The organism is Candidatus Limousia pullorum (assembly GCF_057405065.1).
In genome coordinates, this window is sequence record NZ_CM171614.1 from 1,599,619 (window position 1) to 1,615,213 (window position 15,595).

The following is a 15,595-nucleotide window of genomic DNA, read 5'->3' on the forward strand; positions in this document are numbered from 1 at the left end:
GATGAAAATTTGACGGGAAAGGAGTGATAGAATAAGATCCGAAAGCATGTTGCCTTATGACAGGCAATATTACCTTACTGATTATTGTGGGCGTGGTCATGTTCGCCGTGCTCGGCGGCGTGACGCTGATCGCACACATCTACAGCCTGAATGGGATTAAGAGCCGGACGGTCGGTGACGGCCAGCACGGCACGGCCAGATGGGCCAACCGCTCTGAGATTCGCAAGACCTACAAACATGTCCCATTTACCCCGGAGCAGTGGCGTGAACAGGCAAAGGAAAGCAAACCACCCGTAACGCCGGATGGCCAGCCGCTTCCCCAGGGCATTGTAGTGGGCTGCACCGGGAATACCACCGCTATGGTGGATACCGGCGACGTCCATGCCCTAATGATCGGCGCCGCCGGCGTTGGTAAAACGGCATATTGGCTGTACCCCTGTATTGAGTACGCCTGTGCGTCCGGAATGTCGTTTTTGTCAACCGACACCAAAGGCGATATCATGCGCAACTACGGCCAGATCGCCAAGGACTATGGATATCATATTTCGGTAATCGACCTTAGGAACCCGACCCGGAGCAACGGCAATAACCTCCTGCATCTGGTCAATAAATATATGGACCTGTACCAGGCGCACCCGGACCAGTTGGTATATAAGGCCCGATGCGAAAAATACGCCAAGATCATCTCTAAGACCATCATCCTCTCCGGCATGGACGCCGCTTCCTTCGGGCAGAACGCCTATTTTTATGATGCGGCCGAGGGGCTGCTGACGGCGACGATTTTGCTGGTAGCCGAGTTCTGTGAGCCGAAGAAGCGGCACATCGTATCGGTATTCAAGATCATTCAGGAGCTGTTGGCGCCATCCGGCAAGAAGGGAAAGAACCAGTTCCAGCAGCTCATGGAGCTGCTTCCCAACGACCATAAGGCCAAGTGGTTCGCCGGGGCTGCACTCAACACGGCAGAGCAGTCCATGGCGAGCGTGATGAGTACGGCGCTGTCCCGGCTCAACGCTTTCCTGGATTCGGAGCTGGAGCAGATTCTCTGCTTTGATACCGAGATCGACGCTGAGAAGTTTTGTAAGGAGAAATCGGCTCTCTTTATCATCATGCCGGAGGAGAACCCCGCAACCTTCTTTATGATCTCCCTCATCATCCAACAGCTCTACCGTGAGATCCTGGCAGTGGCCGACGAAAACGGCGGGAAGCTCAAAAACCGCTGCGTGTTCTTTTGCGACGAGTTCGGCACTCTACCGAAGATTGAATCCGCCGAGATGATGTTCTCGGCATCCCGTTCCAGGCGTTTGCAGATCGTGCCGATCATCCAGTCCTTTTCCCAGCTAGAAAAGAACTACGGCAAGGAGGGGGCGGAGATCATCATCGACAACACCCAGCTCACCATCTTCGGCGGGTTTGCTCCCCAAAGTACTTCTGCGGAAACCCTTTCCAAAGCCCTGGGCAGCTGTACCGTTATGTCCGGCTCGGTGTCAAGGAGCAAGAACGATCCGTCGGAATCTTTGCAGATGATCGAGCGGCCGCTGATGACGCCGGATGAATTGAAGAGTATGCCCAAGGGGCAGTTCGTGGTCATGAAAACCGGCTTCTATCCCATGAAGGTCAAGCTGAAGCTGTTCTTCAAATGGGGGATCCGGTTTGACGAGGAGCATCCCTACAGTGTGCCCGATCAGGGCAACCGCAGGGTGGAGTATGCGGAGAAAAAAGAGATCATGGACAAAATCGTGGAGAAGTACCGCCCGGATCTCCTGCACCCGCCCATGCCGTCCGATGATGATGGCGGGGCCTACGGCGGCCAGCGCCAGGTGATGGCTGATCCAGAGGCTCAAGGCGGTGGTCGTGCGCCCGGACGCGAAAGAGCCAGGGACGGGGGCGTCTCTGTGCAGACGAGTCCCAGAAACCGAAGAATGCCGGAGCCGCCCGTTACCGGGAAGACTGCGGAGGTGAAAAGCGATGGGCAGGCTTGATCATCTCTACAAGGCGGAGCTGCCCCACCGGGCCAAGCTGGTATATATCTACCTTTACGACCGGCAGGATAAAGAGAAAAAGGCTTGGCCAGGAATCAAGACCATTGCTTCGGATTTATCCCTTTCACGCAGTACGGTGAAGCGGGCAATCAAAGACCTTGAAAATGCAGGTATGATCCGGAAAGAGGCCCATTACCGGGAAAACGGGAGCGCTACCTCCAACCGGTATCATCTGCTTTTGTGCCCGCAAAAGGAATCGTCTGGCTGACCGCCTCCCACGATCTATACAAGAAGGCTCTCCCCTGCGCATTTTAATCGCATAAGGAGAGCCTTTTCCTATATATAAGCGTACAGACTTTCCGGCGGTCTGCGCTCTTGAAAAATTTGTTATCCACTTCCAAGGGGGAAGTCTGCCCTTTCGGTGGACCGAGGGGAGGTCCATAGTGAGCCCCCTTGAACTTCCCACCTTAAGAAATGTTACAGCAGAAAGAAAAAGATAGGATCTAGCGCTCCCCTTTTTATGCGATATGGAGGAGGAAACAAAATGCGTCCATACGTTCGATTTAGAGACGGGTTTATGGTCAACCTTTGAGGGAAAAGGGTTGTTTTCTGAAGTTGGCGCCGGTGCACCACGGTATTTTTGCATTTTGGCGCTGATGTGACCTTTAAAAAGCATGGGATTTCTGTTATTGTACAGAAAACAACGAGGCTGCAGAGGTGTGGCTGGCGTTAAGAACAGGACGTTAGAGAAGTTCCTTTTTGACACAGTAAATGGAAAACACCATTCTTCCCCTACCGGTTAAATGGTATAAAAGGATAGAGGAAAATGTGCTTAACTTCTGACAGTTATCCAAGCGAAACGCACAATTGGAACCAGAATTTTGTGTAGTGAATCAATCAAATTATCTAAGTATCTGAGGCGCATTGGTTGATGCATGCGCTGCGTAATCGAGAAAAGAGGTGTCCAAAGTTGAATAGATGAATAGAAAATAAGATTCAGAAGAAAGGCCGCTATTTCCCGTGTTGTGACAATAGTATTGTGCTGTTTCATGCTGATTGGCGCAGCACCGCTGCATGTGGAGTTGCCGTCTGTGGAGATAAAGCTGGAGGGAACCGCCCCGTCGCCGGCAGAGAAATATAAAATTCTGCTGAAGGCGGAGGGTTCGCTCACTTCTCCCATGCCTAGCGGCAGCACCGACGAGGGATATGTTCTCTCCATCAAGGGAAGCGGAACGGAAAAGCTCCCTGTGCTTTCTTTTGAAAGCCCCGGTGTTCATACTTATACCATTTCTCAAATCAAGGGCAGCAACAGTCAATGCAGTTATGATGAAACGGTGTACACCATGAAGGTGTATGTTACCAATAATGAGAACGGACCCGGGCTGGTGAGCGAGATTGTTCTGACGGTTCCCGGGATGGACGGCAAACCGGAACATATTATATTTGTAAATAAATATCCGACTGTGCCGGACGACCCGGACGATCCGGACGGACCGCAGACTGGTGACAGTTCCCATCTATGGCTGTATATCTGCCTGGGCGCCGTCAGCCTGACTGCCCTTGTGACGCTGTTCCTAACGAAACGGCGCAAATCAGAACAATAAAGATGTGCTCTGCGCCCGGCCACAAAAGTCTTCGTTTTGCGTGGCCGGGCGTTTTCAATCCCCGTTCCAGGGTGCGGCAAAGAGTTTTATGGAGATATATGACGATGAAGTGGCTAAGAAGAATTCTGACCGTGGTTTTTACAGTGCTGCTGTTATTCTCGGCATACAAGATTTACGAGTATGTCCGTGAGGCGCGGGAGAGCGAGGCCTCGGTGGAGACGCTGATTGAAAAGGCAGTGGAGGAACGCACCCCAAAGGAGCCGGGCAGCCTTTGTGCTTTTTTGAAGACCTGCTAAAAAAAGTCAAGTAAAATTTTCGAGAGAATGAGCAAAAAAACGAGCGCACAAATCTATGCCGCTGAGCATCTCAAAATCGAAATGGCGGCCGGCCAGATGATATAGTGCAGAAAAATCAGTCGTATTCCATGGAATCCAAATAGGCTTTTACAGAAGCGTAGTAGATGCGCAGAAACTTGTTTGCGGAGGCCATCATGTAGACTCGGTAAGGCTTGCCTTCAGAATGTTTCTTGCTCATGAACTGGTAGACCGGCTCATCCATTGGAGCACGTTGCAGGATGACACTCATCACCAGAAAGAGCGTCCTGCGCAGGGAGGCAGACCCCCGCTTGGAAATGCTGCGGCTGCGGACATCCATTTGGCCGGATTGGTAGGGCGGGGCATCAATGCCCGCAAAGGCCACCAGTGCTTTTTTTGAATGAAAACGGCGGACATCGCCAATTTCAGCCATAAGCTGGGGGCCGAGAGAGGGACCAACGCCAAACATCCCCATTACCACAGGATACTCCGGCAGAGAAGCTGCCAGGGACTGCATCTCTTGCTTGAGAGCAGCTAACGCGGCAGAAGTTGCCCGGAGTTGGGAAATAGCCTGTTCTACCAAAAGTTTTGTTGTATCCGTTTTTGGCATGACACCGAAGTGCCCACAGGCAGAGGCGTATATATCCAATGCCTTATTTTCGTTGAAATTGTAGCCGTGCTTTCTGCACCACTTCTGGTATCTGGTGATAAAGGTCTTCTCAGACAGACCGCAGACACACTCGCAGTGCCAAAAAGCATCTACAAAGTCCACCCACTTCTCGCTGCCATCAGCGCGGGGCGGACTGGCAAACAGGCGGTTTGCGTCCGGGAAAGTTGTGTCCAGCAGGGAGATCAGGTTATTCTTCAGCATGGTTTGTACTTTGGAATACTGCTGGTACTGCCGGTAGCAGGTCTTCAGCATGAGCCGGGTATCCTCATCGGGGACATATCTCGGCAGTGTGAGCCAGTGGTCAAGGCCGTAGTTGGCCAGCTTCACAGCATCCTTCTTGTCGGTCTTGGCCCGCCTTGAACTGTTGTTTCCGTAGTCGTGCACCAGCATTGCATTGACTACCGAGACATAAAGCCCCGCGTCGTGGAGTAGCCAGGCCACAGGCGCGTGGTAATTACCCGTGGCTTCCATCACCACACGGGTCTCACCGTCCAGGCTTTTGAGCAGCCTTGCCAGCTCACTCAGTTCGCTGACGGTGTGAAGTACCTCAAAGGGTGAGACTACCACCTCTCCGAAAGGCCGCATGACTGCGATCATGCTTTTGCCCTTGGAAACATCGATGCCAACGCAGTTCATCCACATTCCTCCAATACAACGAATCTGTGCAACCGGAATCCATCTTTTCTCGCTGCCGATTCAATCTATTGGGTGACACGAACTCCCCGGCATCCGGTAGGCTCAACCTGCTCAAATCGAACGCTGCAACAAGAGGATGGCTGACCGTCTTCAAAGCGGACATACGAAGCCCAAGGGAGTGAACGTCAGCCAGTTGCTCCTCTTATTGTAGCTTAGGCACGAGATGGAGGGAAAGCCGGACTGGCTGCCCGGCTTTCCTGTCCAAATTTATTGTAATAGGGAGTGAAAAGGATGAGCACATATCAGAAGGAACACATGGAAATGGAATATGCCCGTCATTTTTTGAGAGCGCTGAAACTGCTGGAAGAAGCCCAGCGTGGCAACGAAGATCCTGACACACTGATCAACGGCTTATTACAGGCGGCGACAGAATTTTACGATGCAGACAGTCATATATTATCGAAGCGGATTGGGCGGCAGGCATTGGCCTGAGTACCTATGAGTGGTGCCAAAAGGGGATAGAGTACATGGGCGGCAAGCTGCAGTATCTGGAAATCAAAAATTTCATGAGATGGGTGGCCACACTCAAAAGGAGCGAACCGATGATCTTTACAGATATCGAGGAGCTGCGCAGGACAGTTCCGGCGGAATATGATTTTTTCACACAATACGGCGTTCGCTCCCTAATCGCCGTCCCCTTTTCCAAACGGCTGAACCAGGGTTATATCGGCGTAGATAACCCGAAGCGGTACGGCGCAGATCCTGCGTTCCTGTTCATAATCGCTTACGCTGTCGCCCAGGAATTAAATGAAATTAAACTGAATAAGAGCCTGGCGGCCGCAAAGCAAGCGCTGAAGCTTACTGCAGGGGAAGTGCGGATCAACTGCTTTAATGGGCTCACGATACATGGCAGCAAGGGAACGCTGTCCGAAAAGGATTTCATTTCTTCCCGCTGCTATACGCTGCTGTCGTATCTTGCGGTGACGGCTGGGAACCGGGCAACGGCAAATCAGCTTGCACTGATCCTGTGGCCGGATGAGTCCTGTGAGATCCCGATGAAATCCGTGCGGAACATTGCTTACAGGCTTAGATCGCTGCTTGGCTATGTTGGGCTGGAGGATTTGGTGGTCTATGCCAACGGCATATTCAGCTTCAATCCGGAAATCAAGGTAGTGACAGATGTGGGGTTATTCGAAGAACTATGTGACAGTATCGAGATGGAGAACAATCCGAAAAAGCGGTATCGGCTGTATGAAGCTGCCGTCGGACTGTATTCCGGGAATCTTCTGCCACGGTTGTCCGATAATATTTATTTTATCCCGAGTATTACATACTATCAGGTCCTGTATTTCCGGCTCGCCGGCCGGTATATAGAACGCCAGACCGAGTGTGGCGAGTATATCTATGCGCACAAGGCGGCCAAAGCCGCACTGGCCTTTGACCCGTTTAACAGTAGCCTGAATATGCACTTGACCATACTGCTCTACCAGCAATCGGGAGCAGGAACTGCAAATGCCTTTTATACAGGAATCAAGCGGCATCTCACGGAGGCGCATATCCAGAGGATAAAACAAACATGTCCGAATATGATTATCTGACAGCCGGAGGTGAGCCTGAAATGAGACGCGGATGAGGCCAAAAATATGTTGCAGATGAGTCGCAGACGAGTCACGAGCTGAGACGCCCGCCTGTTAGTATAGATTTCCGTAGGTTAAAAACGCCGGAAATACAGCGCAGGCGGGTGGCTGTCCATGTATGCGAACCATACAACGCAAGCCGCCTTCCGACCGGGAGGGCGGCGTTTTTTCTTATCAGGCTTACGATCAGACCTTACAGGATTTTTGCGGCCATTTTATGCCACCCCACCGAACCGCTGCGATTCAAACCGCCCCATAGTGCCGCTTTGCGCCTACAGCAATCTTGCTGTGGGCGCTTTTGCGTATCATGGCGGATTTCATTGCCGAAGTCCACCGGTCAATCGTTTTGATTCACTCAAAAACGATTGATTGGAGGACAAAGAGATGGATGACAGGCATCCAAAGAGAAGAAAGGACAAGTATAACCCCTATACCCTGTCGATGATCGACGGGAAATGTTATCTATCTTTCAGGGACGGCCAGGGCGTACCACACAGGCTGGAACTGGATGTGAAGCTCTATGCCGTGTTTGACCGGTTTGAGTTGGACGATCTCTCCTTCCTTAACGAGCAGGAGAGGCACCTTGACTGGACCGAGCTGAACGAAGAGCTGCTGAGCCGTCGTTCGGCACAGGAGCCGGCCCCGGTGGAGGACGCCGTCTATGAATCCATGCAGACGCAGGCGCTCCGGGAGGGCGTCAACCAGCTGCCGGAAGTCCAGAAAAGAAGGCTGCAGATGTATTTCTTTGACGGGCTTACCTATGAGGAGATTGCGGTGCGGGAAGGGTGCAGCTATCAGGCGGTACAGAAGTCCATAGCGGCAGCTCTGAAAAAAATCCGGAAATTTCTGAAATAGAGGGTTGAGTTTTGTGTGGAAGGGGAAAGCGAACAAATGAAGCCAAACCCGAGGCTCCCTCTCGTTTGAAAAACGAATATAAATAAACCGGGCGTTCCCTGCTTACGCGGCCTTAGCTGCATACAAGCAAGGAACACCCGGCTTTTTCGATCTGCCTTTTTACTCCATCGCTTCCCTGTATTCCGGATATGTTTCCTGAATTTTCCGCGCCAGATCCCAGATCTCCTCGTCGCCGGAAAGCACATAGGATGTTCCGCCGGCGCCATGGAACCGGTTTTCATCAAACCAGAAGAGGCAGGTATCCCCATCCGCTGTCTCAAACTCCAGGATCCGGCTGTCTGTAGAGCCGCTGAAAGCTTTGGATACAATGGTCGTTTCCCGTAATGCCTGCAGGATTTCGGAGATGATTTCTTCATCCGTCGTTTCGTAGCGTCCCAGGATGTTATCGTTGTGATGATAGGTAAGCGCGACCGGCAGCTCTTCCAGCGACTGATCCAGAAATTCCTGCTGGCTTTCGGTGCAATAGGCCCGAAGCGATGTGTCTTTTGGGGAACACCCCGCCAGTACGCACAATAAAATCAGCAAAACGGTAATTTTAATCCTCTTCATCCGAATCCCTTTCTGACTGTCATAGCCTGCGCTGTTTTTCTATGTAGAGCTGGTACAATCCCATGCGTGATTTTACACCCGCTTTCTCATAGATCGCTGCGATATGCCGCTGACAGGTTCGCCGGGATAGATACAGTCCATCTGCGATCTCCTGAATACTTTCCTCTGAATTGACCAGCTTGTCAAATACTTCGGTCTCTCTGGGCGTAAGAGCAAGCAGTTCTGACAGGATACGGAAAGCTTCCCGGGGATCCAGATCCGACGGGATATCCTCGGGGGCGACAGATGGAACCGGCATCCAGGCTGTATAAAGATAGATGATTACGCTGACGGCCACAAACAGGACCAGCGCCAGAATGATGGAAGCCATACCGTTGCTGTCAGAGACCAGCAGCGCTACAGAGGCGTTGGTAAGCAAAGCGGCGCTCATGTTATTCATGGCGCGTCCCATGCCGGCCCACAGCGCCGGCGTGGGCATATGGCAGGCAAAATCCAGAAAACTGGTGGTGAAGAATACCACAAAAAATCCGGCCGAAAGATAAAATACGATCAGGCCGATCAAAAACGGGCCGCCCAGCTTGAGTACTACCACACAGATGACGGACATCAGCATGACGCAGTACATCATCATGGCCATAAATTTCCGCTTTCGGATATCAAAAAGAAAGCCGGCAGAAAGGCCGCTTACCGCCAGCAAAAGCCGCGGCCATTGCCCAATGTCAGTGCCTGCTGCATGATGCATGGTGACCGCGTTGTCCAGCGTACTGAAGATACATGCCATCAGGATGACAAGCAGTGCAAGGAGTCCGCCGGCGGCGATCTTCTTTCGGGTTCCCTTCCCATCATCCTCTATGGCGGGGGACTGGAGTTCTTCCGCTTCTGCGTTTTCCTGGCGGCAAAGCCTTTCTGCCTTCAGCAACAGCGCTAACGCTACAAGGGCAAAGAGTGAAAGTATCAAGGCTTCCGCAGTTTCCAGATCCACAAGATTGTTATTTAGAAACTGCAGGAAGATCCCAAGGGCATAGGAGACACCAACCATACGCGCCAGATGGGTGCGATCCCTCGCCAGTTTGAAAAACAGGTAGTGGGCCGCGCTTCCCAATATCCCCAGAAACAGGAACAATGCCATTCCGGAGAGCAGAGTGGACGAATAAGAAACATGTTTTTGAACCAAAAAATTGCATACTGACGCTGCTAGTGCAAGGATAAAAAGTCCAACGATTTGTACCCGCCTTTTCAAAAGGCGATGAAACAGCGGATAGAGCAAAAAACCGACAGCGCTTATTCCTAACGCGTAGTTTTGCGTAATCACCGTTTTTTCTTCCCCTGCCGTAAGCGAGATCATGTTTACATATAGGTACTCGGCTCCAAGAAATAGAAAAGTAAAAACACTAAGCAGCAGAATCGCATAAATGGATTTTGGATTTGTGAAGCTTTTCTTTATTACCATACGTCCCATTCCACTCCCTTTCTCCGCAATGGTACAGTTATAGACTATTATACTATAAACGGCATGGATTTTCAACGATTTCGGTCGGTTAGAGACTTTTTTTCGCTGACGTTTTTGCGGAATATACAATCCTTCCTGTGTTATAGACTATTATACTATAAACGGCAAGGATTTTCAACGATTTCTGTCGGTTAGAGACTTTTTTTTCGCTGACGTTTTTGCGGAATATACAATCCTTCCTGTTTGACCTAAACCAGGGATTCTCCTGGATAAAACCGTATATTTTTGGAGCTGCGTTCCGCATCCGGGAACTACCGGTTTTTTGCGCCCGCACATGCCGTTTTACCGCAGCCACACGGTGTAGCTGCGGTAAACAAGGAAATATCCTGAATGAGAGAAGCTGTCTAGTAGGTGATATTGTGGACGTAAAAATAAATCAGCAGGGCGCCCAGCCCAGCGCCGCTTATCAGGCTTGCCCACGTCCAGAATAAAGACAGCAGAAGCCCCAGGAAAATAAACACGCAGAACACCACGACAAAAGCGTCTCTCTGGAAGAGCATAATGAATTTGATACAGGCGATCACAACCCCTGCCATCATAACGAGAGCCCCAAGAAGAGCCAGAACAAAAACGTACACCCCCGCCATCTGGAGAATTGAGATCAGGACATTAAAACCAAGACCTATCCCCGCGATCAGGCTGCCTACTTTGATGAGGCTGTCACGGGAAGCGCTGAACGCGCCAAAGAAATAGGTTGCGATTAACCCGTTGGAGCCAATGAGCAGCATGTTTACAATAATGACCCATTCTGCGCTTATGTAGTACGATGTGGAAACTGCCAAGCTAATAATGGCGGTGAGGGCAGTGAGGAACCCCCCGATGGCGCCAATGAGATGGTACGGCCTGAACCTTGCATACATACGATATATCCCCTTTCTGATCCTGCGTTCCGAAAAGGCCAGCTGAAGCTTTTTGGACATTCTGTGTCCTGGCCGGCCTTCCATCATGTGAACTTTTCGTTTTTTATCATAGCAGGAAGCTGGTGTTTTTAACAGGCCGCTTTAGCGCCAAACTAAAAAAACACTGTGGCGCACCTGCGCCATTTTGAGAAACGAAGCTTTGGAGCCAGAAAATTGAGGCCATCCACCCTGTATAGAGTGTAACACTTCTTAAGTTTACAGGATGTAACAGGCCGCTGTCATGATCGGCAATCCCTTTTGCACAATCAAGGTGTTTTTGAATTTTCACACAAAAAATAGATTGGCGCAGGTGCGCCATGCGTTTTTTGATAAATTGGCGCGAAAGCGGCCTGCACAGATCCTTAAAAAAACGATACAGTAAAATCATAAAAGGACAAAAAAAGAGTTTGGATCGCCTTTGGCGTTACAGACCGAGCGGCAAAGCGATTCATGAGACCAGGACAGAAGAAAGGAGGCACGAATGAAAAAAAGAGGGTCAGCAGTACTTCTGGCCGCCGTCTGTTTGCTGGTGGGGTGTGCAGCATCAGATCCTGCGCTTCCGGCAGAAACTTCGTCCCCGACAGAGACTTCGTCCCCGGCATACCAAGGGGACTCCCTTTTTGCTTACTGTACCGAAAGGCAGCGGGAGCTTTTGGAGCTGCCCCATGAGGAACTGCCGGTGGAACTGATCTTTCACCATTGGACGGAGACGGCGGCGGACTACGAGACAAGGGACGAAACGGTGATCGCCGGGGTCTTGCAGGCGCTGCGGGATGTGTCGGTGGAATCCGAGTCACCCATCGTCTCTACAGATAACCGGGGGCTTACATTTGTGACGGCGCAAGGGGATACCTACAGTTTCTGGTTTGATAAACGCCGGTTCGAAGGGGTGGATGGCAGGTGCTATGTCCTTTCCGAAGATGAAAAGCTTTGGGAATTGGTGTGGGGGATTCGGACAGCAGACCCAGACTATCAGGATCTGATGAGATAAGCGGTATTTCCCCATGATTTCTGCGAAAAATGCGGATTGGCGCAGGTGCGCCACATAATTTTTGGGAAATTGGCGCTAAAGCGACCTGCACAAATTCCGAAAAAGGCGCTACAGTAAGAACAGTAAAAAACCAAGGATGGTTTTGGATAATCCTTAAGATTTCTTTATCAGGAGGAAAACAATTATGAGACAGTGTGACAATGGCCATTTTTACGATGAATCCAGATTCGATAGCTGCCCCTACTGCCAGGAGGGCGCCGGGGTCGGAAAGACGGTTGCGGCCGGAACGGTAGGGAAGACCGTGGCTGCTGTGCCGGGAGGCGCTGCGCCGGAAGCAGACAGAGGCAAGACGGTGGGCATTATTAAAAAGAAGATCGGTATTGATCCTGCAGTAGGATTCTTGGTCTGTGTTTCCGGTCCCCATCGCGGCGCAGATTATAAGCTGGTAGCAGGCAGAAACTTCATAGGAAGGGCGGCGGCGATGGACGTGGCCCTGGCGGATGACGATACTGTATCCAGAGAAAGCCATGCATTGGTTACATATGACGCCAAGCATAACAGCTTTTCCCTTTCTCCCGGCCAGGGCAGGGGCATCACTTACTGCAACGACGAGCAGGTGGAAATGGTACGCCCCTTAAAAGCCTACGATGTGATCGAGGTGGGAAAGAGCCAGCTTCTCTTCCTGCCCCTGTGCGGCGAGCAATTCCAGTGGAATGAGGAGTAAAGGATGGAGGGTGTACTTTCATGGTTAAACCAGCCGCTGTTTCCGGATACCGTCATCCGCGTCTGGATGGCGGTTGCGGCGGGCGCAGCGCTTCTATTGGCGCTGATTCTCGCCTTTTTCCTGATACGGCGGAAGAAGAAAAAGAAGCGGGGTGATCAGGCGGTGGAAGAACCGATTACGGAACGTCCGGAACCGCTGCCGGAACTGGAGCTTGCCAACCTACAGGGCGTTGGCAGCCGGGAAGAACAGCAGGACGCTTTCGGCATCTCCCGCATGGATCGTTATGAGGAAGACGGGCTGCTCGCTGTGCTGTGCGACGGTATGGGCGGTATGGCGGAGGGCGGCATGATCGCTGCGGAAACTGCCTCCCAGTTGGTGGGGATCTTTCCTTGGGCAGATGACAGCGATGTGCCCGGCTGGGTATACCAGCGAAGCGCCAGAGTCTACCAGCAGTTTCGCGGGCACGGGGGGACTACCCTGGTGGCGGCCCTGCTCAAAGAGAATCGCCTCTCCTTCTGGTGCGTAGGCGACAGCGATTTGTTCCTGCTCAGGGAAAACAAACTCTATGGGTTAAATACCCGGCAGGAATTTAAGAACGATTTGATTTTGAGGGCACTGGACGGGGCGTTCCCCGTGGAGGAAGCGTTTCAAGATCCCCAGGCAGGGGCCCTTTCGGAGTACATAGGCAAAGAAGATGTAACATGCGACTATACCCGTATGCCCTTTCTTCTCCAGCCGGAGGACGCGCTGCTGCTCTGCTCGGACGGGGTGAGCGATACCCTGACCTTAAAGCAGATCCGGGAAGCCATGGCGCTCCCCCCCCAGGCGTGCTGCGACAAGCTGGAGGAGGAAATCCTGGCCGCCGGAAAGCCGGGCCAGGATAACTATACGGCCATCGCATTGAAATACCATGGAAAAAATAAGGAGGAATCATAATGGAAGCGAAAAAGTCATCGGGCAAGCAGGTTGTTGCTATCCTGCTGCTGGTTATTGGCCTGGCCGCCGGTGTGTTCGGCGTATTGGGCCTGGTAGGCGGGGGCGGTATGGATCCCTATGAGGCGCGCAACGGGGTTGTAATGATAGGCGTTATGGTCCAGGATTCCCAGGGAAACACTGCTAGTGGTATGGGGACGGGGTTTGCAATCGGCAACCCCGGGGAACCTGTCGAATATATTGTGACAAACGGCCATGTGGTGCAAATGGCCTACGAATATCCCAGAATTGATCCGTCTATCTCCGGAAAGGTTCAAGTGTATTATTCCGCCGCAGAAAATGATTATGTGCAGGCGCAGGTGGTGTATTATTCCTCGCCGTCAGAAAAAGACATCGCTATTTTAAAGCTGCCTTCCCCCACTGACAAGAGAGTCCCTCTCAAACTGCGGGAGTCTGATTCGGTCAGCGCGGGCGAGACGGCATATGCCCTGGGTTTCCCAGCGGATTCTGCCTACCGCCAGAACTTTGCAACCTTTGGGTTGGATGACATAACGATGACCCGGGGGATCATCAGCAAGCGGCTGAATCCAGCGGGTGTCACCTTTGAGGCGTTTCAGATGGATGTTTCCATTGGGGGCGGAAATTCCGGTGGCCCGCTGGTGGATGAAAACGGTAATGTAATTGGTATTAACACACTCGGAGCGACGGATCCGCAAACAGGCGTTCCCTTGGGCATGAATTACGCGATTATCGTCGATGAATTGACCAAGATCCTGGATGGCGAGCAGCTCGAATACACCATGGCAGGCGGCGGACTCTCCTGGACTCAGCCCTGGTTTGCCTATGTGTTCCTGCCCATCGGCGTGCTGGCGCTCATCGGCGGCATCATCCTGCTGGTAACGTCCCAGAAGGGCGGACAGGGGGCTCCGGCACCTGCCGGCGCTGCCGCAGGTATGGGATCTGGAAAAGCGCCTGCAAGAGGCGGCCGCGGCCCTGTGGAAAAACGGGCTGTGCTGCGCGGCGTGACAGGAAAATACTCTGGCCAGAGCTTTGACCTGTTAAAGGGCAAGGTGGTCATCGGCCGAGACCCGGCAACCTGTAACATCGTATTCGATAAAAACACGCCGGGTATCAGCGGGCGGCACTGCCAGGTAGTCTACGACCCGAATGAAGACTGCTTTATCATCACCGATCTGGGATCGTCCTACGGCACGTTCCTGGGCAACGGCAAAAAGCTGACGGCGAATGTGGCGGAAAAATTGTCGATCGGGGACACATTCTACCTGTGCGACAACGCCAACCGGTTTGTGGTGAGCAAGGAGTAACCCGTTATGGCAGGGTATTGTTTAAAAAACGGAAGAATCCAGGAAGCGTGGGGAGAGGACGCCGCCGGCCGGGAACTGGCGGCTGTCTTCCACCTGACTGCAGACGGTGAAATGAAAGAACTCCACGAGTTCCCGGCGCTGTCGGAAGGTGAAGGGGCGCTGGCGTATGCAGGTGAGTTCTACATTGAACCCCTGGAAGTACAGATTGAATTTCTAAAAGCGGCCAATGCAGAAAAATGGCTGGAGGCGCTGCTCTTGCGGCATGTCGACCGGGTGCGGCAGGTATCGGAGGAACTCTTTGTCATAGCTGAGATAAAATCGTTTGGAGCATGAATGCAACGGACGCGATGGGGGATATTTTGTTCTTTGCCCTTGGAGTATGTTTGTTTCTCTTCGGAATCATTTTGGCATTCTGTCGGACTGTACGGTCAAAGCGTCGCTGCCGGAGAAGAGTGAACGCCGTCATCTGCGATGTGGACGTCAGCTGGACAGACGACGATTTCACCGATTTCTTCATTATCAACTATAAATACCATCCGGTCTACCAGTACACATTGGATGGACAGGAGTATCGGGTAGTATCCCGGGTAGAGTATTCCAAAAAGGACGAAATCAAAGTCGGTAGTTATGAGGTGCTCTTTGTGGATGAAAAGAATCCCCGGTACTTTTCCTGCCCCTCTGAGAATAGGGAACGTGTAATCAGCGCCCTTATCTGGTCTGTGCTGGGAGTTGCCTTTGCACTTTTTCCTTTAGTGGGCTGGGGCGGGTGGATCGGGTTTCTGGTGGCGCTGGGATTGCTCCTGCTGGGTGATCTGTGTTACGATGCCTGGTCCAAAAATCGGAAGGAGTGACTGTATTTTGCTATCAAAATACATCGTTTTATACTTAAAATACATTGCTTGAGGAGGT

Annotated in this window: 17 protein-coding genes; 13 read left to right on the plus strand and 4 right to left on the minus strand. The window is 52.0% G+C overall.

Annotation, left to right across the window (positions count from 1 at the left end):
- Positions 1-56 precede the first annotated feature (56 nt).
- From CGICJO_RS07220 to CGICJO_RS07235, 4 genes are all read left to right on the plus strand, one after another.
- Positions 57-1,979 (plus strand): VirD4-like conjugal transfer protein, CD1115 family, encoded by a 1,923-nt coding sequence (locus CGICJO_RS07220; protein ID WP_486498377.1) that lies wholly within the window; start codon positions 57-59, stop codon positions 1,977-1,979.
- Entirely contained in the window at positions 1,966-2,247 is a 282-nt protein-coding gene (locus CGICJO_RS07225; protein WP_087379644.1) for a helix-turn-helix domain-containing protein, read from the plus strand. The genes CGICJO_RS07220 and CGICJO_RS07225 overlap by 14 nt, the downstream gene beginning before the upstream one ends.
- A gap of 823 nt (positions 2,248-3,070) precedes the next feature.
- Positions 3,071-3,583, plus strand: a complete 513-nt coding sequence (locus CGICJO_RS07230) for a streptococcal pilin isopeptide linkage domain-containing protein (protein WP_158096297.1) — start codon at positions 3,071-3,073, stop codon at positions 3,581-3,583.
- Positions 3,584-3,687: 104 nt separating this feature from the next.
- Positions 3,688-3,879, plus strand: coding sequence for a hypothetical protein (locus CGICJO_RS07235; protein WP_486498378.1), 192 nt, complete (start codon positions 3,688-3,690; stop codon positions 3,877-3,879).
- Positions 3,880-3,994: 115 nt separating this feature from the next.
- On the opposite strand, the gene CGICJO_RS07240 is transcribed toward CGICJO_RS07235, so the two are convergent.
- Entirely contained in the window at positions 3,995-5,203 is a 1,209-nt protein-coding gene (locus CGICJO_RS07240; RefSeq protein WP_486498379.1) for an IS110 family RNA-guided transposase, read from the minus strand.
- Positions 5,204-5,494: 291 nt separating this feature from the next.
- On the opposite strand from CGICJO_RS07240, the gene CGICJO_RS07245 reads away from it, so the two are divergent.
- From CGICJO_RS07245 to CGICJO_RS07255, 3 genes are all read left to right on the plus strand, one after another.
- Positions 5,495-5,695 carry a hypothetical protein gene (locus tag CGICJO_RS07245; RefSeq protein ID WP_087242542.1) on the plus strand — a complete coding sequence of 67 codons (201 nt, stop codon included), beginning with the start codon at positions 5,495-5,497 and terminating at the stop codon, positions 5,693-5,695.
- 35 nt (positions 5,696-5,730) lie between these two features.
- Positions 5,731-6,801, plus strand: coding sequence for an AfsR/SARP family transcriptional regulator (locus tag CGICJO_RS07250; RefSeq protein ID WP_486498380.1), 1,071 nt, complete (start codon positions 5,731-5,733; stop codon positions 6,799-6,801).
- A 423-nt stretch (positions 6,802-7,224) separates the two neighbouring features.
- Positions 7,225-7,695 carry an RNA polymerase sigma factor gene (locus tag CGICJO_RS07255; protein WP_040918711.1) on the plus strand — a complete coding sequence of 157 codons (471 nt, stop codon included), beginning with the start codon at positions 7,225-7,227 and terminating at the stop codon, positions 7,693-7,695.
- Between the two features lie 159 nt (positions 7,696-7,854).
- On the opposite strand, the gene CGICJO_RS07260 is transcribed toward CGICJO_RS07255, so the two are convergent.
- The 3 genes from CGICJO_RS07260 to CGICJO_RS07270 all read right to left on the minus strand — a co-directional run bounded on the left by CGICJO_RS07260 (position 7,855) and on the right by CGICJO_RS07270 (position 10,734).
- Positions 7,855-8,304, minus strand: coding sequence for a hypothetical protein (locus CGICJO_RS07260; RefSeq protein WP_076779351.1), 450 nt, complete (start codon positions 8,302-8,304; stop codon positions 7,855-7,857).
- A 19-nt stretch (positions 8,305-8,323) separates the two neighbouring features.
- Entirely contained in the window at positions 8,324-9,754 is a 1,431-nt protein-coding gene (locus tag CGICJO_RS07265; protein ID WP_486498381.1) for a LuxR C-terminal-related transcriptional regulator, read from the minus strand.
- Between the two features lie 404 nt (positions 9,755-10,158).
- On the minus strand, positions 10,159-10,734 hold the full coding sequence (locus CGICJO_RS07270; RefSeq protein WP_007048421.1) for a hypothetical protein: 576 nt from the start codon (positions 10,732-10,734) through the stop codon (positions 10,159-10,161).
- 460 nt (positions 10,735-11,194) lie between these two features.
- Here CGICJO_RS07270 and CGICJO_RS07275 point away from each other — a divergent pair, with 460 nt between their 5' ends.
- The 6 genes from CGICJO_RS07275 to CGICJO_RS07300 all read left to right on the plus strand — a co-directional run bounded on the left by CGICJO_RS07275 (position 11,195) and on the right by CGICJO_RS07300 (position 15,537).
- Entirely contained in the window at positions 11,195-11,704 is a 510-nt protein-coding gene (locus tag CGICJO_RS07275) for a hypothetical protein (protein WP_486498382.1), read from the plus strand.
- A 310-nt stretch (positions 11,705-12,014) separates the two neighbouring features.
- The gene (locus CGICJO_RS07280) at positions 12,015-12,428 is read left to right on the plus strand and encodes an FHA domain-containing protein (RefSeq protein WP_486498383.1); all 414 of its coding nucleotides are present in this window, start codon (positions 12,015-12,017) and stop codon (positions 12,426-12,428) included.
- A 3-nt stretch (positions 12,429-12,431) separates the two neighbouring features.
- On the plus strand, positions 12,432-13,364 hold the full coding sequence (locus CGICJO_RS07285; RefSeq protein WP_486498384.1) for a PP2C family protein-serine/threonine phosphatase: 933 nt from the start codon (positions 12,432-12,434) through the stop codon (positions 13,362-13,364).
- Complete coding sequence (locus tag CGICJO_RS07290) at positions 13,364-14,686, plus strand: trypsin-like peptidase domain-containing protein (protein ID WP_486498385.1); 1,323 nt, start codon at positions 13,364-13,366, stop codon at positions 14,684-14,686. Before CGICJO_RS07285 ends, CGICJO_RS07290 begins: the two co-directional genes overlap by 1 nt.
- Before the next feature lie 6 nt (positions 14,687-14,692).
- On the plus strand, positions 14,693-15,019 hold the full coding sequence (locus CGICJO_RS07295; protein ID WP_007048427.1) for a hypothetical protein: 327 nt from the start codon (positions 14,693-14,695) through the stop codon (positions 15,017-15,019).
- A 119-nt stretch (positions 15,020-15,138) separates the two neighbouring features.
- The gene (locus CGICJO_RS07300) at positions 15,139-15,537 is read left to right on the plus strand and encodes a hypothetical protein (RefSeq protein ID WP_263040796.1); all 399 of its coding nucleotides are present in this window, start codon (positions 15,139-15,141) and stop codon (positions 15,535-15,537) included.
- Positions 15,538-15,595 lie beyond the last annotated feature (58 nt).